The organism is Aeromonas sp. 6P (assembly GCF_051919525.1).
GTDB classification, from domain to species: Bacteria; Pseudomonadota; Gammaproteobacteria; order Enterobacterales; family Aeromonadaceae; genus Aeromonas; species Aeromonas veronii.
The window spans coordinates 3,883,975-3,908,180 of sequence record NZ_JBQBEO010000002.1; the positions used below are offsets into that span (position 1 = coordinate 3,883,975).

22 protein-coding genes and 1 pseudogene are annotated in these 24,206 nt (G+C 58.5%); 8 read left to right on the top strand and 15 right to left on the bottom strand.

Translation table 11 applies throughout. The features are described from left to right. Nucleotides 1-191 precede the first annotated feature (191 nt). Nucleotides 192-902, bottom strand: a complete 711-nt coding sequence (locus ACTG2J_RS17950) for a tRNA1(Val) (adenine(37)-N6)-methyltransferase (protein WP_201907536.1) — start codon at nt 900-902, stop codon at nt 192-194. Between the two features lie 119 nt (nt 903-1,021). Between ACTG2J_RS17950 and srmB the strand changes: the two genes are divergently transcribed. Then, nucleotides 1,022-2,245, top strand: coding sequence for an ATP-dependent RNA helicase SrmB (gene srmB / locus ACTG2J_RS17955; protein WP_439997750.1), 1,224 nt, complete (start codon nt 1,022-1,024; stop codon nt 2,243-2,245). Between the two features lie 72 nt (nt 2,246-2,317). Here the strand turns inward: srmB and ACTG2J_RS17960 are convergent, their stop codons facing one another. The 4 genes from ACTG2J_RS17960 to rnr are packed head-to-tail and all read right to left on the bottom strand — an operon-like array spanning nt 2,318 to nt 6,544. Further along, nucleotides 2,318-2,773 (bottom strand): GNAT family N-acetyltransferase, encoded by a 456-nt coding sequence (locus ACTG2J_RS17960; protein WP_439997751.1) that lies wholly within the window; start codon nt 2,771-2,773, stop codon nt 2,318-2,320. A 56-nt stretch (nt 2,774-2,829) separates the two neighbouring features. Beyond that, nucleotides 2,830-3,402, bottom strand: a complete 573-nt coding sequence (locus ACTG2J_RS17965) for a Crp/Fnr family transcriptional regulator (RefSeq protein ID WP_005354833.1) — start codon at nt 3,400-3,402, stop codon at nt 2,830-2,832. 2 nt (nt 3,403-3,404) lie between these two features. Then, nucleotides 3,405-4,154 (bottom strand): 23S rRNA (guanosine(2251)-2'-O)-methyltransferase RlmB, encoded by a 750-nt coding sequence (rlmB, locus tag ACTG2J_RS17970; RefSeq protein ID WP_005354834.1) that lies wholly within the window; start codon nt 4,152-4,154, stop codon nt 3,405-3,407. Next, nucleotides 4,151-6,544, bottom strand: a complete 2,394-nt coding sequence (gene rnr / locus ACTG2J_RS17975; RefSeq protein ID WP_106844083.1) for a ribonuclease R — start codon at nt 6,542-6,544, stop codon at nt 4,151-4,153. The genes rlmB and rnr overlap by 4 nt, the downstream gene beginning before the upstream one ends. A 134-nt stretch (nt 6,545-6,678) precedes the next feature. Between rnr and ACTG2J_RS17980 the strand changes: the two genes are divergently transcribed. Continuing rightward, on the top strand, nt 6,679-7,701 hold the full coding sequence (locus ACTG2J_RS17980; RefSeq protein WP_005363029.1) for a GGDEF domain-containing protein: 1,023 nt from the start codon (nt 6,679-6,681) through the stop codon (nt 7,699-7,701). A 130-nt stretch (nt 7,702-7,831) separates the two neighbouring features. On the opposite strand, the gene ompA is transcribed toward ACTG2J_RS17980, so the two are convergent. Beyond that, nucleotides 7,832-8,869 (bottom strand): porin OmpA, encoded by a 1,038-nt coding sequence (ompA, locus tag ACTG2J_RS17985; protein ID WP_005363030.1) that lies wholly within the window; start codon nt 8,867-8,869, stop codon nt 7,832-7,834. 265 nt (nt 8,870-9,134) lie between these two features. Beyond that, nucleotides 9,135-10,172, bottom strand: coding sequence for an SGNH/GDSL hydrolase family protein (locus ACTG2J_RS17990; RefSeq protein WP_113739851.1), 1,038 nt, complete (start codon nt 10,170-10,172; stop codon nt 9,135-9,137). 254 nt (nt 10,173-10,426) lie between these two features. Here ACTG2J_RS17990 and ACTG2J_RS17995 point away from each other — a divergent pair, with 254 nt between their 5' ends. Continuing rightward, nucleotides 10,427-10,813, top strand: coding sequence for a YgiW/YdeI family stress tolerance OB fold protein (locus tag ACTG2J_RS17995; protein ID WP_005335826.1), 387 nt, complete (start codon nt 10,427-10,429; stop codon nt 10,811-10,813). 85 nt (nt 10,814-10,898) lie between these two features. Here ACTG2J_RS17995 and mltC read toward each other — a convergent pair whose 3' ends face one another. From mltC to mutY, 3 genes are all read right to left on the bottom strand, one after another. Further along, nucleotides 10,899-12,002: a membrane-bound lytic murein transglycosylase MltC gene (gene mltC, locus ACTG2J_RS18000; RefSeq protein ID WP_031227922.1), complete on the bottom strand. Its 1,104-nt coding sequence runs from the start codon at nt 12,000-12,002 to the stop codon at nt 10,899-10,901. Between the two features lie 117 nt (nt 12,003-12,119). Continuing rightward, complete coding sequence (locus ACTG2J_RS18005; protein WP_005335828.1) at nt 12,120-12,392, bottom strand: oxidative damage protection protein; 273 nt, start codon at nt 12,390-12,392, stop codon at nt 12,120-12,122. Between the two features lie 8 nt (nt 12,393-12,400). Further along, nucleotides 12,401-13,453, bottom strand: coding sequence for an A/G-specific adenine glycosylase (mutY, locus tag ACTG2J_RS18010; RefSeq protein ID WP_042052456.1), 1,053 nt, complete (start codon nt 13,451-13,453; stop codon nt 12,401-12,403). 237 nt (nt 13,454-13,690) lie between these two features. On the opposite strand from mutY, the gene ACTG2J_RS18015 reads away from it, so the two are divergent. After that, nucleotides 13,691-14,929: a multifunctional CCA addition/repair protein gene (locus tag ACTG2J_RS18015; protein ID WP_113739852.1), complete on the top strand. Its 1,239-nt coding sequence runs from the start codon at nt 13,691-13,693 to the stop codon at nt 14,927-14,929. Between the two features lie 157 nt (nt 14,930-15,086). Here ACTG2J_RS18015 and ACTG2J_RS18020 read toward each other — a convergent pair whose 3' ends face one another. Together ACTG2J_RS18020 and ACTG2J_RS18025 are read right to left on the bottom strand one after the other, a co-directional pair. Further along, nucleotides 15,087-16,646 (bottom strand): BCCT family transporter, encoded by a 1,560-nt coding sequence (locus ACTG2J_RS18020; protein ID WP_439997752.1) that lies wholly within the window; start codon nt 16,644-16,646, stop codon nt 15,087-15,089. A gap of 9 nt (nt 16,647-16,655) precedes the next feature. After that, entirely contained in the window at nt 16,656-17,183 is a 528-nt protein-coding gene (locus tag ACTG2J_RS18025) for a hypothetical protein (protein ID WP_069526903.1), read from the bottom strand. A 163-nt stretch (nt 17,184-17,346) separates the two neighbouring features. On the opposite strand from ACTG2J_RS18025, the gene ACTG2J_RS18030 reads away from it, so the two are divergent. After that, a complete protein-coding gene (locus ACTG2J_RS18030; RefSeq protein ID WP_021231719.1) occupies nt 17,347-17,826 on the top strand; it encodes a MarR family winged helix-turn-helix transcriptional regulator in 480 nt (159 codons plus the stop codon). Between the two features lie 70 nt (nt 17,827-17,896). Here the strand turns inward: ACTG2J_RS18030 and ACTG2J_RS18035 are convergent, their stop codons facing one another. Then, on the bottom strand, nt 17,897-18,478 hold the full coding sequence (locus ACTG2J_RS18035; RefSeq protein WP_005335839.1) for a YjaG family protein: 582 nt from the start codon (nt 18,476-18,478) through the stop codon (nt 17,897-17,899). A gap of 162 nt (nt 18,479-18,640) precedes the next feature. On the opposite strand from ACTG2J_RS18035, the gene ACTG2J_RS18040 reads away from it, so the two are divergent. Then, nucleotides 18,641-19,585: a D-2-hydroxyacid dehydrogenase gene (locus tag ACTG2J_RS18040; protein ID WP_005363043.1), complete on the top strand. Its 945-nt coding sequence runs from the start codon at nt 18,641-18,643 to the stop codon at nt 19,583-19,585. Between the two features lie 70 nt (nt 19,586-19,655). Here ACTG2J_RS18040 and mepM read toward each other — a convergent pair whose 3' ends face one another. Continuing rightward, nucleotides 19,656-20,993, bottom strand: coding sequence for a murein DD-endopeptidase MepM (gene mepM / locus ACTG2J_RS18045; protein ID WP_113739853.1), 1,338 nt, complete (start codon nt 20,991-20,993; stop codon nt 19,656-19,658). Between the two features lie 260 nt (nt 20,994-21,253). Between mepM and ACTG2J_RS18050 the strand changes: the two are divergent. Together ACTG2J_RS18050 and ACTG2J_RS18055 are read left to right on the top strand one after the other, a co-directional pair. Continuing rightward, nucleotides 21,254-22,552 (top strand): annotated as a pseudogene (locus ACTG2J_RS18050) (LapD/MoxY N-terminal periplasmic domain-containing protein). After that, nucleotides 22,549-23,490 carry a TAXI family TRAP transporter solute-binding subunit gene (locus ACTG2J_RS18055; protein ID WP_362786263.1) on the top strand — a complete coding sequence of 314 codons (942 nt, stop codon included), beginning with the start codon at nt 22,549-22,551 and terminating at the stop codon, nt 23,488-23,490. The pseudogene ACTG2J_RS18050 and the gene ACTG2J_RS18055 overlap by 4 nt, the downstream one beginning before the upstream one ends. Here ACTG2J_RS18055 and ACTG2J_RS18060 read toward each other — a convergent pair. After that, the gene (locus ACTG2J_RS18060; protein WP_005335848.1) at nt 23,485-24,159 is read right to left on the bottom strand and encodes a transglutaminase-like cysteine peptidase; all 675 of its coding nucleotides are present in this window, start codon (nt 24,157-24,159) and stop codon (nt 23,485-23,487) included. The two genes, ACTG2J_RS18055 and ACTG2J_RS18060, sit on opposite strands and share 6 nt — an antisense overlap. Nucleotides 24,160-24,206: the final 47 nt, after the last annotated feature.

The following is a 24,206-nucleotide window of genomic DNA, read 5'->3' on the forward strand; positions in this document are numbered from 1 at the left end:
GTTCAACCTCGTCTGTCTTGTAAATTATTGCTTGTTATAGTTTTTATCGGTCGCTGACCGGGTGTGTTCAGGGGGTATAAAAAAAGAGCCCCGCATGTTTTTTCATCGCAACCAGTGGTTTTAGCTGGTCTGGAGCGGGCGCTCGATCTGGAACCAGCATAATGGCGTGAAAAAATAGTTCAAGACGAAATTTACATCTTCAAATAGAAGGGGTTGGTCAGTTGGATATATCTGTCGGAATAGGCCCCATCAGCAGAATGGATCACAATTTCACCCCTCTCACACCTGTTTAATCCTCTGCCAAGTAGCAATAAAACACGATTTGCCTCTTTACCCTCTCTGGTGATAACAGCTGTATAACAAATGCCATGCAGATCATAATTCGCCGAAATGCATAAAATTTCATCGGCCATCGCCGTCGGCAGCACCAGCGCTACCTGCCCGTTCGGGCTCAGCAAACGATCGCAGGCCGCCAGTAATGCGTGGCTGTCGAGGGCGCCGGTATGGCGGGCCAACGCCCGCGCCGGATCGCTAAATGACTGGCCTGCCACGAAATAGGGAGGGTTGGAGACGACAAGATCGTAAGGGGCAGCCTGATAATCCTGAATGGCACTCTCTATGATGGTCACCCGATCGGCCCAGGGAGAAGCAGCCGCATTCTCCCGCGCCTGACTGGCCGCATTAATATCCAGCTCAACCGCATCAAGACGGCAGTCAGATCTGCTGCGCTGGGCCAGCATCAGGGCGATCAGGCCGCTGCCGGTGCCGATATCGAGCACTCGACGCGCCTGTTCGACCGGCGCCCAGGCACCGAGCAAAATGCCATCGGTGCCTACCTTCATGGCGCAGCGATCGTGATTGATATGGAACTGTTTGAAGGTAAATCCGCGACTACGTCCCATCTGGCCCCCGTCATCTGCAAAAATGGTGGGCGATTATAGCGGCTAAGACACACTCACCAATAGGAGCCGACGAGATAATCGCCTATAATCTGCCGTTTCCTTAATGACCGAGTATTGCCATGAGCCAGTCCTTTGATGATTTCGACCTGCACCCCGCCCTCAACCGGGCCTTGGCCGAGATGGGATTCACCCGCCCCACCACCATCCAGCAGATGGTGCTGGAGCCAGCCCTGGACGGCCGCGATATTCTGGCATCCGCTCCGACCGGTACCGGCAAGACTGCCTCCTTCCTGCTGCCGGCACTCCAGCACCTGCTGGACTTCCCGCGCCGCAAGCCGGGCCCCTGCCGCATGCTGATCCTGACCCCGACCCGCGAGCTGGCTCTGCAGGTGACCGCACACGCCAAGGCGCTGGCGGCTCACACCAACCTCAGCATCGAGACCATCATCGGCGGCGTCAGCCATGAAGAGCAACTGCCTGCCCTGACCAAGACCACCGACATCGTCGTGGCCACCCCTGGTCGTCTGCTCGAATACATCGAGAAAGAGGAGTTCGAGAGCCACGACATCGAAGTGCTGGTGCTGGATGAAGCGGATCGCATGCTGGACATGGGCTTTATCAAGGATGTGAACCGCATCGTGGCCGAAGCGCGCTACCGCAAGCACACCATGCTCTTCTCCGCCACCCTGGAAGGGGCCGGCCTTGAGAAGTTCGCCAACGAGATCCTCAAGGATCCGGTGGAGCTGCACGCCGAGCCGCCGCGCAGCGAACGTCGCCCCATTACCCAGTGGATCCATCTGGCCGATGACGCCGCCCACAAGCTGGCGCTGCTGACCCATATCCTGAAAGATCCGGAAACCCAGAAGGCGATCATCTTCGTCAAGACTCGCGAGCGTCTGGCGGAGCTCTCCGGCCAGCTGCAGGCTGCAGGTATCTCCTGCGCCTGGATCCGTGGCGAGATGGAGCAGAGCAAGCGTATCGAGTCGATCCGCAAGTTCCACGAAGGGGAAGTACCCTTCCTGATCGCCACCGACGTCGCCGCCCGCGGCATCGACCTGCCGAACGTCAGCCATGTCATCAACTACGACATGCCCTACGGCGCCGACGTTTACGTCCACCGGATCGGTCGTACCGGCCGCGCCGGCAACCGTGGCTGTGCCATCAGCCTGGTGGAAGCCCACGACATGGCGATGATCGCCAAGATCGAGCGCTACACCGAAGAGCGCCTCAAGCGCCGGGTGATCGACGAGCTGCGCCCGAAACACAAGGAAGCGCGGGTACCGGTGAAGAAGAAAAAGCCGGTCGACAAGAAGAAGTCCGCCAAGAAGAAAAAGAAGAAGTGATCGCCTGGCGATAAAGAGAAGGGCCATCCCGCGGGATGGCCCTTCTGCATTCTGAATCACTCTGACGAGTGGTTATGCCACCACTCTGCGCATCCCCATATGGGGGATATCATCTTCGAGATAGCCTTCCCCTTCCGCCACAAAACCGTGTTGGCCGTAGAAGCCTTGCAGATCAGCCTGTGCCCCCAGCCAAATGCTGTGGGTCGGCCAGCGCGCCTCGCACGCCTTGACCGCCTCGCCGATCAGCTTATGACCAAGACCACCGCCGCGCGCCTTGGGTGAGGTCACCACCCGACCGATGGCGGAACCGCTCTCATCGCCGATGCCGGGCGCCATAATCCGCGCATAGGCGGCCAGCAGATCGCCCTGATAGCCGAGCAGGTGCCAGACCCCGTCGCGGCGATCGAGCCCGTCCAGATCCTGAAAGGGGCAGGTCTGCTCCACCACGAACACCTCGGCCCGCAGCGCCAGCAACTCATACAACTCGTCAGTGGTCAGTTCAGACCAGGGTTTCAGGATCCAGTTCATCGGCAACTCCTTATCAGTTCGGCCTGCCAGCATAATCGTGGCGCCAGCGCCCTGCATTAACCTTTGTTAAGTTCTTTCAGCCGTTTGCGAATGCGGCTCAGACTAATGGGAGTGATACCGAGATAGGCGGCAATCTGGTGGTCTGGCACTCTGGCATCGAGAGCAGGAAAACTGTCGAGAAAGTGCTGATAGCGTGCCTGCGGGCTGCCGGTCAGCAGCAACTGCTCCTTCTCCTCTTTGATGCGCAGCTGCACCTCCAGCAGGTGCTGGTACCAGCGCGGCCAGCCGGGCAGCTGGCGCAGGTCGGCCAGACTGAACAGCTGCAGACGACAGGGCTCCAGCGCCTCCACGCTGTAGCGGGCCGGCTCGCCACTGAGCAGGTGGTGAAAGTCGAGAAACTCGTCCCCCTCCCAATAGAACTCCTTGATGTACTCGCGGCCATCCTCCAGCACCAGCTTGGCCCGCAGCAGCCCCTGCTCCACCCTGACCAGCAGATCCGGGCTGTCACCGGCGTGCCAGAGGCAGCTTTTCGGGCTGAGGGTCAGCGGGCGGGCAAAAGAGAGGAGGCGCGCGGCCTCCTCTCTATCTGCGACCTGCGCCCAATCGAAGGGGGGTCTGTCAGTCAGCATGATTAACCGCGACGCTGACGCACGGCTTCAAACAGGCAAACGCCGGTTGCCACCGAGACGTTGAGGCTGGATACCGCCCCTGCCATCGGGATGCTCACCAGCTCGTCGCAATGTTCGCGGGTCAGGCGACGCATACCTTTACCTTCGGCACCCATCACCAGCGCCATCGGGCCGGTCAGTTTGGCCTGATAGAGGTCGTGATCGGCCTCGCCAGCGGTGCCGACAATCCAGACGCCGCGCTCCTGCAGCTCGCGCAGGGTGCGGGCCAGGTTGGTGACCTGAATGAGCGGCACCACTTCAGCGGCGCCACAGGCAACCTTGCGCACGATCGGGGTGAGACCCGTGGCCTTGTCCCGCGGCACGATGACCGCATGAGCCCCGGCAGCATCGGCGCTGCGCAGGCAGGCGCCGAGGTTGTGCGGGTCGGTCACGCCATCCAGCACCAGCAGGAAGGGCTGGCTCTGTTGTGCCGCCAGCTCGTCCAGCAGGCTGGCCAGGTCGTGCTCGGCGAGCTTCGGCGCCTCTTTCACCCGGGCCATGATGCCCTGGTGATTGTTGCCTTCCGCTTTGTCATCAAGGGTCTTGCGGTTCACGCTCTGCACCTTGAGGCCGAGGGATTCCAGCTCGGTCAGCAGGGGTTGCAGCCGGTCGTCATCCCGCCCTTTCAGCGCCCATACCTCGATGAAACGCTCCGGGGTGCGCTCCAGCAGCGCGGTGACAGCGTGAATGCCGTAGATCAGTTCAGTACTCATTTAGTGCTCTTGGCCTTATCGCGAGCCTTTTTGCTCGGTCGTCTGTTGCTCGGTTTGGCACGGCCACCCTTGTCGGATTTGCCGTGATCCTTGCCCTCTTTACGTTTTTCGTGGCGCTGGGCGCTCTTGGCCTTCTCTTTCTTGATCTCGGCCTGCTTGCGCGCCATCTCTTTCGCGTTCTTGCCGGTAGCCTTGAGCGGCTCTTCGACCATCACGAAGTCGATCTTGCGATCATCCAGGTTCACGCCCATCACCTTGACGCGCACCTTGTCACCCAGACGGTAGCGGCGGCGGAAGTTCTCGCCGATCAGCTGCATGTGCAGGGGATCAAACTGGTAGTAGTCGTTGGTGAGTGTGCTGACGTGCACCAGACCATCGATATGGATCTCCGCCAAACGGACGAAGAAACCAAAGCCGGTAACGCTGGCGATGACGCCGTCAAACTCGTCACCCACGTGATCCAGCATGTACTCGCACTTGAGCCAGTCGGCCACGTCGCGGGTCGCATCGTCGGCACGGCGCTCGGTCATGGAGCAGTGCTCGCCCATCGGGTCCACTTCTTCCAGCTGGTAGTGATAACCACCGCTCGGGGTCCACTTGTGGCGCAGGTTGCCCTGTTGCTCCTTGGCGGTCTGATACTTGATCGCCCGGTGCAGGATCAGGTCGGGATAGCGACGGATTGGCGAGGTGAAGTGCGCGTAGGACTTCAACGCCAGACCGAAGTGACCGATGTTGTCAGCCTGATAGATGGCCTGACGCATGGAGCGCAGCAGCATGGTGGAGAGCAGCTCCGCATCCGGGCGTCCCTCAAACTTGGCAGCCAGCTCGGCAAAGTCTTTCGGCTCGGGCTCGAGGCCGCCTTTGAGCTCCAGACCCAGTTCGGCCAGGAAATCGCGGAAACCGGTCAGACGCTCTTCGCCAGGACGATCGTGTACCCGGAACAGGGCGGCAGCTTCGTTCTTCTCGATATAACGAGCAGCAGCCACGTTCGCCTGGATCATGCACTCTTCGATGATCTTGTGGGCATCGTTGCGTACCAGCGGCACGATGCGGTCGATCTTGCGCTGGGCGTTGAAGATAAAGCGGGTCTCCTCGCTCTCGAACTCCACCGCACCGCGCTGATGACGGGCATGCTTGAGCGCCTTATAGAGGTTGTTGAGCTCCTCGATGTGGCCCACCAGCGGATCATACTGCTGGCGCAGCTTGGGATCGCCATCGAGGATCGCGGCAACCTTGGTGTAGGTCAGACGGGCGTGAGAGTTCATTACCGCTTCGTAGAACTTGTAACCGGACATGCGGCCAGCGGCGGAGATGGTCATCTCGCACACCATGCAGAGGCGGTCAACCTGCGGGTTGAGCGAGCAGAGACCGTTGGAGAGCACCTCCGGCAGCATGGGCACCACGAACTCGGGGAAGTAGACGGAGTTGCCGCGCTGATACGCTTCGGCATCCAGCGCCGTGCCCGGCTTCACGTAAGCGGAAACGTCAGCAATGGCAACCCACAGGCGCCAGCCGCCACCACGCTTGGCTTCACAGAAGACGGCGTCATCGAAGTCGCGGGCGTCTTCCCCGTCGATGGTCACCAGCGGCAGAGCGCGCAGGTCGATGCGGCCCTCTTTGGCCTTCTCCGGCACCTGCTCGCCGAGACCGGCAACCTCTTTGGTCACCTCTTCCGGCCAGGTGTGCGGAATGCCGTGGGTACGCAGGGCAATTTCGATCTCCATGCCCGGCGCCATGTTCTCGCCCAGCACTTCCAGTACGGTGCCTACGGCATTGATGCGGGAGGTGGCGCGCTGATTGATCCGCACAACCACGACCTGGCTCTGACGAGCCCCTTTGTTCTCCCCTTCCGGGATGATGATGTCCTGGCCGATACGGCTGTCATCCGGCACCACGAAACCAACGCCATTCTCGACGAAGTAACGGCCGACAATGTCTGCCTCACGGGACTTGAGCAGGCGCACCAGACGCGCTTCCTGACGACCCTTGCGGTCAATCTCGGTCGGCTGCACCAGCACATAATCGCCATGCATCAGGCGTTGCATCTCTCGGTTGTTCAGATACAGATCCGGACCACCACCTTCCGGACGAAGAAAACCGAAGCCATCCTTGTGGCCGATTACATAACCTTTGACCAGATTCAGGCGATCCGGCAGGGCATAACATTGGTTGCGAGTGAATACCAGTTGTCCATCACGCTCCATGGCGCGCAGACGACGACGCAAGGCTTCCAACGGCTCTTCATCTTTCAGCTTGAGGACCTTGGCCAACTCTTCACGGGACATGGGCTTTTCATGGCCCTTGATGAGTTCCAGGATCAACTCGCGACTGGCGATGGGGTTATCGTATTTTTCGGCCTCGCGTTCGAGGAAAGGATCTTTTTGAGACATAAGCAGGCCTTAGGGTAGGTGGTAACGGTGCCATTATATCGGAGGGGGGGGCGAATGGCATCCATCGGCTGCCTTTTGGCCAATCTCTCTGTCATACTATCTTCAGTTCGCTGGCATGATGAGACACAGAACTCATGAGTAAGGACACATTTGCCCAATCCGCCGCCTATCTCAAACAGGCGGTCCCTTTGATGATCAAGTACCAGATCCCCACGACGCCGGACAATTACCACCTGTGGTACAACTATGTCTCGGCCAGCATGCCCGAGCTCAACCAGGCGATTGATCAGGCAGTCAAAATGCAGGGAACCTGCTCGCTCACGACCTGCGAGCGCCTCTATCACCAGTATCTGGCCGCTCAGGACGAGAAGCAGATGGAGGCGATGAAACTGAGCCTCGCCGCCATGGCCAACGAGCTAGGCCACTCCATGCAGGACGCCATCTCCGATACCGGCATGTTTCAGGAGATGCTCGACAAGAGTTTCGACAAGTTGAGCAAGATCGACGATGAGGGCCTCAGTCTGGAGGACACCATGGGGATCCTGCGGGAGCTGGTGCGCGAATCGCGGGATGTGCGCATGTCCACCATGCACTTTCGCAACCAGCTCAGCAATGCGGAGAAAGAGATCAAGGAGCTGCGGGCAGCCCTAAACGAGACACGCAAGCTGGCCAACGAAGATGCCCTCACCAGCCTGCTCAACCGCCGCGCCTTCGATCTGGAGCTGGAGGGGCTGATCCGCAGCCAGCAATCCTTCTCGCTGATCCTGACTGATATCGATCGTTTCAAGAGTTTCAACGACGAGTATGGCCACCTGCTCGGCGACCAGGTCCTGCGCGCCTTCAGCAAACGGCTGCGCGATGCCAGCAAAGAGGGGGTCACCGCCTACCGGATTGGCGGAGAAGAGTTTGCCCTGCTGTTACCCCATCGCTCGCTGGCGCTGGCCAGACAGATGGCAGAGAGCATGCGCCGGGCTATCGAGCGGATGTCGATTCTGGATCGCAAATCGGGCCGGCGCATCGACCACATCACAGCCTCGTTTGGCGTGGGCGAGTTCAACGGTCAGGAGAGCGCTGACAGCCTGGTCGAACGTACCGACAAGCTGCTCTACAAGGCCAAGGAGCTGGGGCGCAACCGGGTGATGCCACTCCCTTCCTGATTTGTCCCCTGCCCGACCGCAATGCCAATGTATAAAGCCAGTCAGATCAACTGACTGGCTTTTTGGTCTCTCTTGCTCCGACAGGGGCTGTTCATTCCAGCCCCAGTGGAACTCTGCTCAGTGTGAAGGATTACTCCTGCACCTCGCTGACACCTTCGACTTTCACATCAACACGGCGATCCGGAGCCAGACAGACGATCAGCTCACGCTTGGACTTGCTGACGCAGCTGTCGCCGGTAACCGGCGAGGATTTACCACGCCCTTCCACATTGATCTTGGCGGCCGGGATCCCTTTACCAACCAGATAGTTGGCAACGGTCTGGGCACGCTGTTCGGAAAGCTTCTGGTTGTAGGCATCGGAACCGATACGGTCGGTGTGACCAATTACGGTTGCCACGCCATCTTTGGGTCGTGCTTCTTCAATCTGGCTATAGAGGCTATCCAGTGCCTGACTGGCCTCTGGCTTGAGGGTCGCCTTGTTGAAGTCAAACAGCACATCGGAGCTCAGGGTAAACTGCTTCTCAACCATCACAGGTGCAGGAGCAGGTTCCGGAGCCGGGGCGGGCGCCACAGGGGCAACCTGACCAAAGCGATAAACCGCTGCCAGTGAGAGCAGGCCGTTATCCATTCTCAGACCGGTATCATCGCGGCTGCCATACGGGGTGGTGTACTGGTACTCCAGGCGAGCGGCCCAGTCGAGATTGAACGCATACTCGGCACCCAGTGCACCGACCATGACAAAGCGGCTGTCATCTTTGTAGACATCGCTCTTGGTATCAGCCCAGCCATAACCGCCACCGACACGACCATACAGATCCAGATTATCGGTAACCGGGAAACCCAGTTTCAGGGTCAGTTGAGCCAGCTGTGCTTTTACTTCATCACTGAAAGCGCCTGCCGCCGTAGTGGCATCGTATTTGTAATTGCCCAGATAGTCGTAACCCAGCTCCAGCCCCAGATTCTGGTTGATCTGATAACCGCCAAACACGCCTGCCCCCAAGGCATCGTTGGTCTCATTGCCAAGGGTCAGGGCATTGCTTTCATCAATGCCGTAGAAGTTGGACCAACCCAGTTTGGCACCGCCATACCAGGTGTTGTCTTGACCGGCAGCCTGGGCATTGGCAGCCAGCAAGCCGGTAACCAGCAAGGTAATCAATGATTTTTTCATGTTTGAGCCTCTGCAACTTTATGTAGGAGGAGGTTGATTGATATCACCTCGTCTTATAGGTGCAACCACCCAAAAGCGATCGCAGCATATCAACGTTAGCCTATTTTCAAGTCACTGATATCAATTAACAAAAAACACTCTAACGCAACCACGTTACAAAAACAGCAACAAACGTTTGTTATTTGAACTGGATGTGACGCAAAAAGACGCACAGATGAGGGCTGAAAGGGAAAAAAGGCCAGCAACATGCTGGCCCGAAGCGATATCAGTGACGAACAAACTCGTAGTGCTGATCGATAAAGTCAGCAACACGCTGGCTCAGTACCTTGTGCACCGTCCTGGTCGGATGCACCTGATCCCAGAACATATGCTCATCGCAGTTGAGAGTTGCGGCTCGCCCTTTTGCTTGCCCGCTCACCACCGCCTGCGCCAGGATCGGGTTACCGGTAATAGCCACTCTTTCGGAGACACTCAAAGCCGGGGTCGCAGCCACCTCGGCGGCGCTGCCGGAGAATGGCTTCCACGTATAGCCGCCACCGTAGCAAGCGTGTTCTGTGTCACTCAGACCAAACTGCTGGGGATCGCGCATCATCTCGTCAAACTGCTTGTCCACTTCGAACAGCTTCACGATGCCAAGGGGAGCCAGCTCGCGAGTGAGGTTCTGCAACTTCTGGTTGTGGTAGCTGGCCACATGGCGCACCTTCTCCACCACCTTCATGCTGCGGGCTGACGGGGTCTGCCCCAGATCCGGGATGTTGAACAGCAGGATCTGCTGCGCACCGTTGAGCACCAACCGGTTGGATGCCAGCCGGATGGTATCGATCACCCGATCCGCATCCCGCTCGGTGTTCCAGCCATAGGCCAGATAGTCGTTGGCACCGACCCAGATCACCACCAGATCATCGGGACGGAACTTGTCCTTTTTCAGGAACTGATCGATCTCGTAATCGAGGTTGTTGATCACCTGATATTTGGGGTCCCAGGACCAGAAACCGAGCCAGCCGTTCAGAGCCCCCAGATGGTTATAGGCCACCGCGGTCGCACCGCCTTCCGCCTCGTTGGCCACGACCAGACCGGGGAAACGCTCGTCACCCAACTGCTCCAGCCACACCGGGCCGTTGCTGAAACGCCCGTTGAAGTAAGGTGGGCTGGAGGGGAGATACCCCCGCATCTTTTTGTACATCTTGCCGGTGTCGGAGAGGCTGTCACCAAACATCACGACCCGGGAAAAAGGTTGGCGTCCCTCTGCCGCTTGCGCGGTCAATGCCATTAACCCCAATAAACAAACAAGCCATTTTTTCATATTGTTATGCTCTTCGATTAAGCAGGTGAGACCTGCGGACTTCTCCTCGAGTGGCGACAGGCATGGGAAGAGTCTGCTGCCACTGACTTCTGGTGAAGGCGACAGATTACAGTTCCAGATGAAATCACACATGTTCCGCCACCGATGAAATCGATTGCGCTCACAAAACAGACAATCACACCAGCCTATTTCTTTCACGCTTGTTTCACGCCCCCCCCGGCACAATGCCCTCATACCAACGACAGGAGTATGAAATGAACAAGGCAAGCGCAAGCGTAATCGGACTGTTGACCCTGATGTCTGTCTCCTCTTTTGCCATGGCGGCCTATACCGGCCCGCAGGAGCAGAACAAGGTTTCCGTTGCTCAACTGAAAGATCTGGCCGATGACAGCTGGGCCACCCTGGAAGGGAAACTGGTCAAGCACCTGGGCGGCGAGAATTATCTGTTCCGTGATGCCAGCGGTGAGGTGGAGGTCGAAGTGGATCAGGATGTGTGGCGCGGCACCGAAGTGGGCCCGGATGATCAGATCCGCATCCGTGGTGAAGTGGACCACAGCTGGAACAAAACCGAAGTGGAAGTGAAAACCCTGGAGAAAGTGGGCGCGGCCCCGCAGACCAAGGGCGGCTTTATCGCCAAATAAGGCCACTTCAACGACGAACTGGCCAGACGTTAAAAGGGCGCTTGATATCAAGCGCCCTTTTGCATGGTTAACCCAGCGTCACAGCTTAACCGGCCCGACTAGAAAAAGCTCTCTTGAACCCCTTCTCGGCCTGATTGACCTTGTAGAGGTAACGGCGCGCCTCCTCTTTGGGATGCTGCTCGGTCAACACCTGATAGACCGCCTCGGGGGAGAGCCGGTTGATCCGGCCCGGCGCCGCCTTGCGATCGCTGGAGAAGGTATTGAGTACCCCGCCCGCACCACCGTTATAGGCGGAGATCACCGCATAACGACGGGAGCGCGGATCCTGAATATCCGCCAGATAGACGGTCTGCAACAGGTGCAGATAGGCGGTACCGACATCGATGTTGTAGGCCGGGTTGAACAGCTCCTCCCGGGTTGGCTGGCCATTCTTGCCCTTGACCCGCACATAGACGTCACGACCGGCAGTAGCCGGGATCACCTGCATCAGGCCATAAGCGTTGGCATGGCTCACCGCATAGGGGTTGAAGCTGCTCTCGGTCTTGATCACCGCATAGATCAGGCTCTCCGGCACGCCGTATTTGCGCGACGCTTCCCGGATGATCCCCGCATACTTGTAGCCCCGTCGATCTTCATGGTTGGCCACCATGGGAATATCGACGAAGAAGATGGTGCGAATCCCCAGAGTGCGCTTCTTCATCGCCGTGTTGAGCAGGTAATCGGCATAACGCTCGGCGCGCCAGGAGGCGCGGATTGGCTGGCGCTGATTGTCCAGCACCTGACCGTAGAGGAAAGGCTCGCCGCCGGTCAAAATTTCCCGGTCGGAGTACAGATCCACTTCCGCCGGATCGTCCGGGGTCAGCAGAGTCTCGATGATGGCGCGGCGCAGGTGAGCGCGGGGATCGATGCCCGAGACCGTCTCCACCATGATGTGACCGCTGGAGAAGTCGATGTGGGCCCGGCTCTTGTACTGATCCGTGTATTTGACGTAGTCAAACTTGCCCGCAAACAGCGCCTCCCGCCCCCATATCTCGTTCACGTTATGGGAGAGCGCGCTGATCATGTGTTCAAAACCGCGGATGTCCTTGCCGTTGACCAGATCGTCATCCTCACTCCCGCTGGGCTTGGGGGAAGATGAGCAGGCAGAGAGAAACAGCAGGGTGCACAGCAGCCAAAAAATTCGGCCCATAGGATCCTCAAACCGGGCAGCAGAGCTGCCCATCATTCATTTGCTGCGACTTCAGGAGCGGTCACGCCAGTGTGGCGCCATTCCCGCACCTGTTCACACGTACAACAGCCGGAGAGCTTACTGGGCAGGCGGGGTGTAACCTTCGATCTGCACCTCACCTGCATCAAACAGGTAGCTGACCATCTCTTTTTCCAGCAGTTGGCGATGCTCAAGATTCATCATGTTGAGCTTTTTCTCGTTGATCAGCATCACCTGCTTCTTCTGCCACTCGGCCCAGGCTTCCTTGCTGATGTTGTCAAAAATCCGCTTGCCGAGCTCACCGGGATAGAGTTGGAAATCCAGACCCGGGCCCTCTTTTTTCAGGCGTTGGCAAAATACAGTACGGCTCATGTTGACCTCTATGGTTGTAACTCTGGATAGGCGAGGAGACGGGCCGTGGCGGCCGCCAGCCCCACCTCGGCAGGATGGCGTAAGTTATACCAGAGTCGGTTATCTGCTTCCATGAGCCGCAGCGGCTGCGCCTCATCAATGTCAATCAGCAGCGGCTGAATATCGAGATGGAAGTGGCTGAAGGTATGGCGAAAACCGGCCAGTTCACGATAACCGTGATGGCTCAGGCCGAGGGATGCCAGCAGACCATCCACCTCCGCCAGCGAGGCCACCTGCGGGAAGCAGTAGAGCCCGCCCCAGATCCCCTGTGGCGGCCGCTTCTCCAGCAATAACTCGTCACCATGGCGGATCAACAGCATGATGCCATCGCGAGCCGGAATGCTCTTCTTGGGCTTGCTGTTGGGATAAGCGGTAGGCTTGCCTTGCGACAGCCCCTGGCAATCGGCCCGCACCGGGCAGCGATCACAGGCAGGCTTGCTGCGGGTGCAGATAGTGGCCCCGATATCCATCATTGCCTGATTGTATTGCGCCACTCCCAGCTTGGGGGTGAGCCGGATGGCGATCTCCCACAGCTCGTTCTCCACCTGTTTTTGGCCGGGCCAGCCCGGCAGCGCCAGCCAGCGGGTAAGCACCCGCTTCACGTTGCCATCAAGGATGGCGTGGGGCTGACCTAGAGAGAGCGACAGCACGGCCCCGGCGGTTGAGCGGCCAATCCCCGGCAGCGCCATCACCTCGTCAAAGCGCTCGGGAAAGAGGCCGTGGTGATGATCGCGGATCTGCTGGGCCGCCTTGTGCAGGTTGCGGGCCCGGGCGTAGTAGCCAAGCCCGGTCCAGTGGTGCAGCACCTCGTCGACAGGGGCATCGGCCAGCGCCACCACATCCGGGAAGCGCGCCATAAAACGCTGGTAATAGGGGATGACTGTAGCGACCTGAGTCTGCTGCAGCATGATCTCCGAGACCCAGACCCGGTAAGGGGTCTTCTCCTGCTGCCAGGGCAGGGTTTTGCGGCCATGAAGCTCGTACCACTCCAGAACCCGGCTTGCGAAGGTTGATTGATTCACGTTGTTCTCATGTCGTTGATATAAGGGGAGCTCTGCGGTTCCTTCGGCTTATCTGGCCTGAGCGGGCATAAAGTCATCCCGCAGCACAGCGCCAGCTATCTGGTGCGGCAGCGTAAGGCCTCGTCACGGCCAAGTCAAAGCCGCGCTGACTGGCGCTGCGGGCAGGTGGTGGTCAGGCAGCAAAGCGATAACAAAGACGATATACTCGGCCCCACGATTTATGACGGGAGAGACGGTTTGCAGACTTATCTGGTTGGGGGCGCAGTGCGGGATCGCCTGCTGGGATTGCCGCAGGGCGACAGGGATCATCTGGTGGTCGGCGCCACCGTGGAGCAGATGCTGGCGCTGGGTTTTACCCAGGTCGGTCGCGACTTTCCCGTGTTTCTTCACCCCAAAACCCAGCAGGAATATGCTCTCGCCCGTACCGAACGCAAACAGGGTCAGGGCTACACCGGTTTTGTCTGCCACGCCGCCCCCGATGTGACGCTGGAGCAGGATCTGCTGCGCCGGGATCTCACCATCAACGCCATCGCCGAAGATGATCAGGGCCAGCTCCACGATCCCTACGGTGGCATCGAGGATTTGGAAAAGCGGCTGCTGCGCCACGTATCTCCCGCCTTTGCCGAAGATCCGCTGCGCATCCTACGGGTCGCCCGCTTCGCCGCCCGCTTCCACGCTCAGGGCTTTACCATCGCGCCGGAAACCCTCGCCCTGATGAGCGAGATGACGGCCGCTGGCGAGCTGGCCCACCTCACGCCGGAGCGAGTCTGGAAGGAGCTGGAGAAGGTGCTGCTGGGGCCGACCCCGCAGATCTTTATCGAGGTGCTGCGCCAGTGCGGCGCCCTCAAGGCACTCTTCCCCGAAATCGACGCTCTGTTCGGCGTCCCCGCCCCGGCCAAGTGGCACCCGGAGATCGACACCGGCATCCACACCCTGATGGTGCTGGAGCAGGCGTGCCGGATCTCCCCCGAGCTGACAGTGCGCTTTGCCGCCCTCTGCCACGACCTTGGCAAGGGAGTAACCCCCAAGGAGTTCTGGCCAAGCCATCACGGTCACGGCCAGAAGGGGCTGCCGCTTATTCGCGCCCTGTGCGAGCGGTTCCGGGTTCCCAACGAGTGCCGGGATCTGGCGCTGCTGGTGAGCGATCTGCACACCCACATCCACATCGCCTTTGAACTCAAGCCCGCCACCCTGCTCAAGGTGTTCGACAAGGCGGATGCCTGGCGCCGCCCCGAGCGCTTTGCCCAGTTGCTGGATGCCTGCCGCGCCGACTTCCACGGCCGTACCGGTTTCGAGGAGCGGGTCTACGCCGAGCCGGACTATGTGGCCGAAGCGCTGGCTGCCGCCCAAGCGGTGCCGGTGAAAGAGATAGTGGCGGCCGGTTACAAGGGAGAAGAGATCAAGGAGCAGCTCGCCAAAAAGCGCACCGATGCCATCAGCCGCATCAAGGATGAGTGGACCTTTATCGAGGAGTAACCTCGGCCCCATAACAGACGGCCGCTCTGATGATGAGCTCCGCAAGGAGAACATCGCCAGGGCGGCCGTTTTGCATCCAGGTTTATATGTGAAGGGGTGCTAACCCCTGCTGGTGCCGTTATGCCGGACCAATTCGCTCCATCAGGCTCATATGGGATTAGCCATCGTGGCGCTTGAGATTCTGGCGATACTCAAACTGGCGCTGGCTCTCCTGCTTGAGCCCCAGCATCAGCGAATAGCACATCGCCAGCATGATCACCGAGAAGGGCAGCGCGGCTATGATGCTGGCCGCCTGCAAGGCCGCCAGGCCGCCGGAAACCAGCAGAATAGCGGCAACCAGCCCCTGCCCCAGACCCCATATGGCGCGGTGCAGTACCGGCGGCTCCTGATCACCGATGGAGAGCAGGGTGGTGATGACCAGCGTGCCCGAGTCACTGGAGGTGATGAAGTAGGTGCAGATGAGCAGGGTCAACACGGCCTTGGCGATCCAGCCGAAGGTATCCCAGTGCAACAGCTCGACCGTCTTGTAGAGCGCCAGCGTCACATCCTGATTGACCGCCGCGACCACGCCGCCGCCACCAAACAGCTCCAGATTCATCGCCGTACCGCCAAACACGGTGAGCCAGAACATGCCGAGCAGCGAGGGTACCAGCAGCACACCGAGCACAAACTCGCGGATAGTACGCCCCTTGGAAATGCGGGCGATAAACATGCCGACAAACGGCGCCCAGGCAATCCACCAGCCCCAGTAAAACGCCGTCCAGCTCGACTGCCAGGCCGAGGTGCCGTTGGCCTCGGTGTTGGTCCAGAAGCTCAGTTTGACGATGTTCTGCAGGTAATCACCGATGTTCTGCACATAGGCGTTGAGGATATAGGTGGTCGGCCCCAGCACCAGAAAGAGTGCGAGCACGAACACGCTCAACCAGATATTGAGCTCGGAGAGGATCTTCACCCCGCGCCCGACCCCGGAAACCGCCGACAGAGTGGCGATCAGGCTGATACCGCCAATCAGCCAGAGCTGGTTGGACTGCGACACTGCCATACCGAACATCTGGTTGAGGCCGGTATTCATCTGGGAGACCCCCAGACCGAGGGAGGTTGCCACCCCGAACACGGTGCCGAACACCGCCAGCACATCGGCCGCATGGCCCCAGAAGCCGTAGATGCGCTCACCGAGAATGGGGTAAAGCACGGAGCGAATAGCCAGCGGCAACTTGCGGCGATAACTGAAAAAAGCCAGCGACAAGCCAACGATCACATAGATGGCCCAGGGGTGCAGGCCCCAATGGAAAAAGGTGAGGCGCATGGCGATCTGGGCCGCTTCCGGGGTCATCCCTTCGGTAATGAACGGATTGCCCTGCAGATGGTTCATCGGCTCGGCGATGCTCCAGAACACCAGACCGATCCCCATGCCCGCGCTAAAGAGCATGGAGAACCAGGCGAAGTAGCCGAACTCCGGTACCTGGTCGTCGTCACCCAGTCGGATGCTGCCAAAACGGCTGAACATCAGGTAGACAGCGAAGAACAGGAACAGGGCGACCACCAGAATGTAGTACCACTTGAACCCGGCAATAATCTGATCCTTGGCACCGACAAACCAGGCGGCTGCGGTATCGGGAACAAAAACGCCAAACAGCAAAAACAGGGTGATCACGGTGAGGGCCGTCATGGCCATGGTGGGGTTGAGGCCTTTCAATAGCCCTTTGCTTGCTCGCATCCAGCCTCCTTAGTCGTTGTTGAAAAAGTCTTCGCCCACATGATCACCGGCCCCGCCGATGGCACGATAGACCAGTTTGCCGGCCGCCTGTTCGCGGTGATCCACCAGCGAAACCGAGGGCTGGCCGTTCACGGCGTGACGCTTGCCAAGGAAGATGGCCATGGGGACACCCAAATTGGAGACACCGCTGGTGATCCAGAGGCGGTTGAAGTCGTAAGAGCCGCCGATGAACTCCAGCTGGGCCAGGCCGGTATCGAGGCCGGTCAGATAGAAGTTCATGGCACTTTCGTCAGGAAAGAGGTGCACCAGCACATAGGCGTAGCGTAATTCATTCACCAACTCCTTTAGGTTGAAAGTACCTGTCTCACTGCAAGAGAGGGGTAACTCACCATCATAGTGGTGCACCTTGAGGTTGTTGGGGTCTTCATCATAGGCAGGCTGATAGCGCACAAAAGCCGAGGTATCCGGCAGTTCATAGCGCACTCTGACCACACGTAACTCGGCCACCAGAGACTTGATATCCAGCTCGTCATTCATCATTTCGCTCCTCAAATGTCAGGGTGAATTCCGTGAAATACCCGTCAACCTAACACAAAATTAATTAGAGCAGAAATTATTACAACAAAAACCATATTGACCTTGTGACGAATTAGGCGGAAAATTTTGCCCCTCTCCATAGCCCTCCAATGACGCACACCCCATGGAAAAACATGATGAAGTGCTGGTCGCCCTGCGCCAGATTATTCGTGCCATCGACATGCACTCCAGGCGCTTGATCAAAGAAGCCGGGCTCACCTCCCCGCAACTCTTGCTGCTCAAAGGGATCGACGAGTTGGGACAGATCTCCATGCGTCAGCTGGCCGATCACACCAACATGAGCCAGGCCACCGCCACCACCATCATGGACCGATTGGAGAGCCGTCAACTGGTGCAGCGCGTTCGCAGCAATACCGACAAGCGCAAGGTTCACGCGACACTGACTGACGCAGGCCGCGCCCTGCTGGCCCAGGCCCCGACCCCGCTGCAAGAGCGCTTCATCCAGCGTTTTCAGGCGCTGGAAGCGTGGGAACAGACCCTGCTGCTCTCTTCCCTGCAACGCATCTCCGCCATGATGAATGCAGACGAAATCGACGCAGCCCCGGTGCTGAGCGTCAGACCCCTCACCGAAGAGCAGGCATAAGCTGCTGAACAATTTCAGGCATAAAAAAAGCTCCCGAACGGGAGCTTTTTCGATCAGGGGCCGCAGAGGATTACTCTTCCAGGCTGATCCCGATATTGGAGACGCCATCCTGAGAGGCGAATACTCTGATGGCCAGGATACGATCGCTGTCGCGCTCATGAGCAACCCGCTTGAGCAGCTCGACCTGGAACTCCAGCTCGGCTTCCATGTACTCGTGCTCGTAGAGCTCCTCTTCGGTCAGATCCCGCTCTTCCAGCAGCTCGATAAAACCGGCCACGGTACCGACTGACGCATGACTGGCATCGTTGGCCTCTTCGCCAACCCGGCAGATCACCGAGTTATAGGCGCAGCCCAGCGCAACACAGGCATCCAGCGCCGGATAGGCACCGTAGGATTCAAACTTGCGGGGGTCCGGAATGTGAGACTCGAACTCTTCGAGAATGGCACCCAGATTGACCCGGGATCCCTTGACGGTGAGGTAGACCCACATCTGATCCAGCGCATGCCGGAAAGCGCCTGCATTGCCAAAGCCGGAAGCCTGACAGAACAGGGCATAGTTGGGGTACATGCGCTCTGCCAGCGCCAGGGTGTAGACGGTCTGTTGCCAAGGCTGTAGCTCGGCCAGTCGCTTATAAAACTTGTCACCAAACACTGGAGTCGGATCCTTTGCAAAATGTGGGGCAGATTGTAGCCCACGAGGGGCGCGGCGAAAACGAAAAAGCGCCCTGGTCGGCTATGTTGCGATATGAAGTCAGGTAAGATGGGTCGAGAGCGGCATCTTGTTGCGCCGCAAATTCTGATAAGGAACAAGAGTATGAGCCAACGTACCCTTCTTTTGCTCAGCCAGGATAATGCTCACTACGAACGGCTGCTCAAGGCCGCCAACCTCCCCCACCTGCGCATTCTGCGGGCCGATAACCAGAGCGATGCCGAGAAGCTGATCGGCGAAGCCCATATTCTGATGGCCGAACCGGCCCGCGCCAAACCGCTGCTGCCCAAAGCCAACAAGCTGAGCTGGTTCCAGTCCACCTATGCGGGAGTCGATGTGCTGCTCGACCCTGACAGTCGCCGTGACTATCAACTCACCAATGTGCGTGGCATCTTCGGCCCGCTGATGAGCGAGTATGTCTTTGGTCATCTGCTCAGCCTGATGCGCCAAATCCCCCTTTATCGGGAGCAGCAGAAACAGCGACTGTGGCAAAGCCACCCCTATCAGGGCCTCAAGGGGCGCACCATGCTGATCCTGGGTACTGGCAGCATTGGCCAGCATATCGCCCACACCGGCAAACATTTTGGCATGAAGGTGCTGGGCATCAGCCGCAGCGGTCGGGAGCGGGCCGGGTTTGATCAGGTTTATCAGCTACCTGCGCTCAACAAGATGCTGGCGCAGGCAGATGTCATCGTCAGCGTGCTGCCAGCCACCCGCGATACCCGTCATCTGTTCAATGCCGCCCGCTTCGAACACTGCAAACCGGGCGCCATCCTGTTCAACGTCGGCCGTGGCAGCGCCGTACACTCGGGCGATCTGCTCACCGCACTGCGCACCGGCAAGCTGGCGATGGCAGTGCTGGATGTGTTCGAGCAGGAGCCGCTGCCCGCCGACAGTCCACTGTGGGGCCAACCCAACCTCATCGTCACCCCCCACAACAGCGCCTACAGCTTCCCGGATGATGTAGCCCAGATCTTTGTGCGCAACTACATCCGCTTTATCGATGGCCAGCCACTGGATGGCAAAATCGACTTCGACAAGGGTTACTGACCTCACTGCGCATGTAAAAAGGCCCCGCCAATCTGGCGGGGCCTTTCATTTCAGGCTGTGACGACAGGAATCAACCCGCGGCCAGCTCCTTGCGGTAGCTCTTCACCTTGGCAAGGAACTGACGACGCTCCTTGCCGCTGAGCGGTTCAGCCATCGGCAGCTTGGCTGTCATGGCATTGACCGGGCGGTTGTTGATCCGCAGCTCGTAGTGCAGGTGAGCACCGGTCGAGCGACCAGTATTGCCGGAGAGGCCGATCTTGTCGCCCATCTTCACTCGCTGACCGGTTTTGACCAGCAGCTTGCTCAGGTGCAGATAACGGGTAGAGAGAGTACGGCCATGTTTGATGACGATATAAGTGCCCGCCAGCGGGTGGCTGGTTGCCTTCTGGACGATACCATCACCGGTCGCCAGCACTGGCGTGCCCACCGGCACCGCAAAGTCGGTGCCCTCGTGAGGACGCACCATACCGGTTACCGGATGTTTGCGCGCCGGGTTGAAATTGGAGCTGATCCGATAGCGGCTGTGGGTCGGGTAGCGGCGGAATCCGCGCTCCAGACTGTTGCCCTGACCGTCGTAATAGTTGCCGTCATCGGAGAGCCAGGCCGACACCGTCTTGCCCTGGCTGGTCACTTCCACACCCAGCAGCTGGCTGTTGCCAGTGCTCTTGCCTTCCACCGTCTCCTGGCGTACCAGCACTTTGAACTTGTCGCCCTTCTGCAGATCCTTGGCGAAATTCATCCGCCACTGGAACAGGTTGGCAATTTTCTGGATATGGTTGGCCGGAATCCCCGCATTGCGGGCACTGACATAGAAGCTGCCGTTGATCACGCCGTTGTAACGCTGCGGTTGCCACTCAACCTTCTCATTGATCATGGAGGCGGTATAGGCATCATCGCTGCGCGCCATCACCAGCGTCTGCTTGATGTTCAGGCGGATTTTGAGTTGCTGCAGGATGTTGTCCTGATCGATCAGCAGCTCGATATTCTGGCCCGGCTTGAGGCGCGCCAGATAGTTCTTGTTGTCCGCGTCCAGCACCTTGTAGAGGGTGGTGGTGGAGAGACCGAGATTGTTAAAAATGGCGGTCAGGTTTTCGCCGTTGCGGACCCGGTAATCCTGCCACTGGGGGGTGGTGTCGACCGGGATGTCGTCATCCGGCACACTCTGCTCAACCAGTTCGTGATCGGGAATTTCGTTAAAGTCGGTGTTGTTTTCGTTGGTTGCCGTACCTGCGGTATCAATGGGCAACTCAAGACGCAGCGGCCGCTCGAGGATGTCACCCGGAGCTGGCAATAATGCCACTGCTGACAGGGTCATGGCCGTCAGCATCAGCATGGCGTAAAAGTGTTTGCGGGGAACCGGTGGTTCCCAATTGGCAGCCTGTACTACCAAGGGACGGAGACGTTTCATCCGCTATCCTGTATTTAGATCTAAAGAGTGTGAGTTGCGATGTCAGTTGTGACAAAACCGTATAAAACTGTTTGTTGGACACAAATAGTTACAAATAGTTCATCACAATCTGCATGAACCTCACATTTTATGCATAACCCGCCCGGATGGGCAGAAATGATCGTCTTTTTTAACCATTTTTTCCTATTTTTAAGAACCGGGTCGGATTCGATACTGAATAGAAACCTGGAATGTTGCGATAACTTTTCCATGGAGTGGATATGTCGTTAGCAAAACTGTTAATCAGAATAATTGTCGTCCTGTTCCTGATCGGTGCAGCGCTGCTGTTTGCACTGGAAGTCACGACGGTCCGCCAATCCATCCTCGACCAGATGTCAGCCAACCTGGAAACCGCCATCACCGCTCTCGGGCTGGTGCTGCAAGGAACCCTGCTCAATGACGACAATGTGCTGGCCGAGACCATCGTCAATGCCATGTTCGATGGCGGCTTCGTCAGCTCGGTCACCTTGATCGATCCTGATGGCCAGTTGCTGTTTCAGAAGGTCTTCCACTCTACCCAGCAAAATGTCCCCGGCTGGCTTCCCTCGGTTATCGGCATGCCCCCCGTCAAAATTGAGCAAGAGTTGACCGATGGCTGGCGCATGCTGGGCACTCTGACCCTTGAGGGGCATAGCGGCTACGCCTATCAGCATCTGTGGAATGCCATCAGTCGCACCGGTCTGGCACTGCTGGCGGGCCTCGTCGTATTTACCCTGATCATCTCCCTGGTGTGCAAACGCCTGCTGCAGCCCCTGGAGCAGATCAACCTACAGCTGATCCGCATCCGCAAACACCAGTTCAACAGCACCCTGCCTACTCCCTGGTTGCAAGACCTCAAAGAAGTGGCACTTTCCATCAACCAATTGGTTTCCGAACGCAAACGGGATCTGCTGCAACAACGACTCAAAATCACCCAGCTGGGAAAACAGCTGCCACTGACGCCCCCACAGCCGCTGCAAGGAGTGAGCCCACTGCCGGAAGGCGGGCAACTGCAAAAATTTGTCTCCACACAAGGGGAGATCGCCCTCTATCAGCGTTTCTTGCCCAGTCAGCCCCTCGGTGCCGACAGCGATCTCGCAACCATCCAGAGCGCCCTGCAACAGTGGCAGCACTCTCATATAGAGGGGATCTTGCTGCCCCTCTCCCTGCTCAATCACCCGCAATGGTCCGAGATCGCCCCTCTGCTAAGCCAAGGCCGCGGCAAAACTCTGGATTGGCGCTGGGATGTGGTCACCTTTCCCGCCCACGGCCAAGCCACATTGGCTGCGTTGCAGGAACAGGGGTGTGAGCTCGCCTTCAGCGCCATTCCCCTCAATGCGGATACCTTCAATCAACTTGACCCGCTCAATCCCATTTTTATCAGCTGTCAGCTGACCGATTAGCCGCTCTACTGGAATCTGCTCTCCCAAACCATGCATGCTGCTGGCTATACCCTACTGGCAGAATCGGGAGAGTGCCGCGACATCGACAAACTGCGGACCTGGGGTATCGATGGTTATGCCAAGGAGGCGCAATCATGAAGAAGCTCGCCATGCTGTTGCCCCTGCTGTGGCAACCCGGCCTGATGGCTGAAACCGTCACTATCACCACCGGGGGTGAGCAGGGGATTTATCACCAGATAACCAAAGAGTTTTGCCGTCTGGCTCATGAGGTCGACGAGCAACTTGCGTGCACACTGCAGAGCTCATCGGGTTCAATAGAAAACCTGACGCGACTCAAGAGTGGCGAGACCGCCTACGCCATGGTGCAGTCAGACTGGCTATATCAGGCAAGCCAGGGCTTGGGCCCTTTTGCCACGCAGCCGCAACCTGAGCTGCGCGCCCTGTTTGCCACCCATGCCGAGCCCTTCACCATAGTGATCCGTGCCGATGGCGATATTACTTCACTGGAACAGCTCAAGCTCGCCCCCATCGACATGGGGTTGAAGAGCTCGGGAACCCGCCAGACGGCGCTGACCCTGTTCAACATCTTGGGAGCGAAAGAGCAGGATCTCGATCTGAAGAGCATGGCCAACCTGCCGGATGCGCTCTGCAGCAAGCAGATCGACGCATTTGCACTGGTGATGGGACACCCGAACCGGATTGTGCTCGACACCGCCAAACGTTGCGCGGTCAGTTTCCTCCCCATTGATGGGGCCACCCGTGATCAGCTACTCAAGGGGGTCAAATATTACCAACGCAGTCAGGTGCCTGCCCGCATCTACCCCGGCAATCTGAAGGCAACTCCCACCTTTGCCATTGCCGCCACCCTGGTTACCAATGCCACCATGCCGGAAGAGTCTGTCTATCGTCTGACCAAGGCCATGCTGACCCAGCAGACCAAGTTCAATGAGCAGACTTATGGCTACGCCAATATGTTTCACCGGGCACGCAATAAAACCGGCCCGGTGCTGAGTATTGAGCAGCATCCGGGCGCAGCGAAATATTTCGATGAGTTGAAGGCGGCGGGCAAGCTATAGCTGACGACGGGGAGAGCGCAGTTGCTCGCTGGAGAAGCGGGTCTTCATAGATGTCCACTGCGCCAACCGATCGGCACTCCCCGCCAGCGTCCCTTCCCGCCGTGACTTCATGATCCAGATGCTTTTGGCATCGAAACTGTAAACGGGAATGAGGTCGGTACGCTTACTGCCCGGCAGGATCCGGCTGTTGATGTTGTCGAGCACCAGTGGGTCAGCCTTGGGTGTCGGGAAGTAGAGCGTCACCATGTGGAACTGGTTGTAACGCACAGCCTTGACGTAGGCCAGCCGCAGCTTCTTCTCATCCACCCCCAGCTCCATCAGGGTATAGTACTTGGAAATGCTGTAATCCTCGCAATCCCCACCCCGGGCACCGATGAACTCCAGCGGATTGGCCCAGTAATCCTCATCCCCCCACAGCTTGGGATCCTCGCTGTAGGTCAGATTGTTGAAGTAGTTGTTCACCAGCTCGATCTTCTGCTGGTCGGTTGTACCCGCTCTGGGGGTGAGCAAGCGAGAAAATGCCTCGGCCCGCTGGATGGCCCTGCCACCATACACTTCCTGCAGCTTGGCCCGCAGGTCCGGACTGGCAATATATTCGGAAAGACGCGAAGCCTGCACGTTGGCGCAACATAGCGCCAGAGTACAGGCCGGGATCAACAACCATTTCATACCGGACACTCCATGTCAGATGCTGGAGGTCAGTATAGTCCGTCCGG

Coding starts and splice junctions, on each gene's coding strand:
- ACTG2J_RS17965 (WP_005354833.1), bottom strand. CDS start 3,402: ATGCTGACTGACAGACCCCCCTTCGATTGGGCGCAGGTCGCAGATAGA.
- ACTG2J_RS17995 (WP_005335826.1), top strand. CDS start 10,427: ATGAACAAGGCAAGCGCAAGCGTAATCGGACTGTTGACCCTGATGTCT.
- ACTG2J_RS18055 (WP_362786263.1), top strand. CDS start 22,549: ATGAAGAAGCTCGCCATGCTGTTGCCCCTGCTGTGGCAACCCGGCCTG.
- ACTG2J_RS18030 (WP_021231719.1), top strand. CDS start 17,347: ATGGAAAAACATGATGAAGTGCTGGTCGCCCTGCGCCAGATTATTCGT.
- ACTG2J_RS18025 (WP_069526903.1), bottom strand. CDS start 17,183: ATGAATGACGAGCTGGATATCAAGTCTCTGGTGGCCGAGTTACGTGTG.
- srmB (WP_439997750.1), top strand. CDS start 1,022: ATGAGCCAGTCCTTTGATGATTTCGACCTGCACCCCGCCCTCAACCGG.
- ACTG2J_RS17990 (WP_113739851.1), bottom strand. CDS start 10,172: ATGAAAAAATGGCTTGTTTGTTTATTGGGGTTAATGGCATTGACCGCG.
- rnr (WP_106844083.1), bottom strand. CDS start 6,544: ATGTCTCAAAAAGATCCTTTCCTCGAACGCGAGGCCGAAAAATACGAT.
- mltC (WP_031227922.1), bottom strand. CDS start 12,002: ATGGGCCGAATTTTTTGGCTGCTGTGCACCCTGCTGTTTCTCTCTGCC.
- ACTG2J_RS18040 (WP_005363043.1), top strand. CDS start 18,641: ATGAGCCAACGTACCCTTCTTTTGCTCAGCCAGGATAATGCTCACTAC.
- mepM (WP_113739853.1), bottom strand. CDS start 20,993: ATGAAACGTCTCCGTCCCTTGGTAGTACAGGCTGCCAATTGGGAACCA.
- ACTG2J_RS17980 (WP_005363029.1), top strand. CDS start 6,679: ATGAGTAAGGACACATTTGCCCAATCCGCCGCCTATCTCAAACAGGCG.
- ACTG2J_RS18020 (WP_439997752.1), bottom strand. CDS start 16,646: ATGCGAGCAAGCAAAGGGCTATTGAAAGGCCTCAACCCCACCATGGCC.
- ACTG2J_RS18005 (WP_005335828.1), bottom strand. CDS start 12,392: ATGAGCCGTACTGTATTTTGCCAACGCCTGAAAAAAGAGGGCCCGGGT.
- ACTG2J_RS18060 (WP_005335848.1), bottom strand. CDS start 24,159: ATGAAATGGTTGTTGATCCCGGCCTGTACTCTGGCGCTATGTTGCGCC.
- ompA (WP_005363030.1), bottom strand. CDS start 8,869: ATGAAAAAATCATTGATTACCTTGCTGGTTACCGGCTTGCTGGCTGCC.
- ACTG2J_RS17950 (WP_201907536.1), bottom strand. CDS start 902: ATGGGACGTAGTCGCGGATTTACCTTCAAACAGTTCCATATCAATCAC.
- rlmB (WP_005354834.1), bottom strand. CDS start 4,154: ATGAGTACTGAACTGATCTACGGCATTCACGCTGTCACCGCGCTGCTG.
- ACTG2J_RS17960 (WP_439997751.1), bottom strand. CDS start 2,773: ATGAACTGGATCCTGAAACCCTGGTCTGAACTGACCACTGACGAGTTG.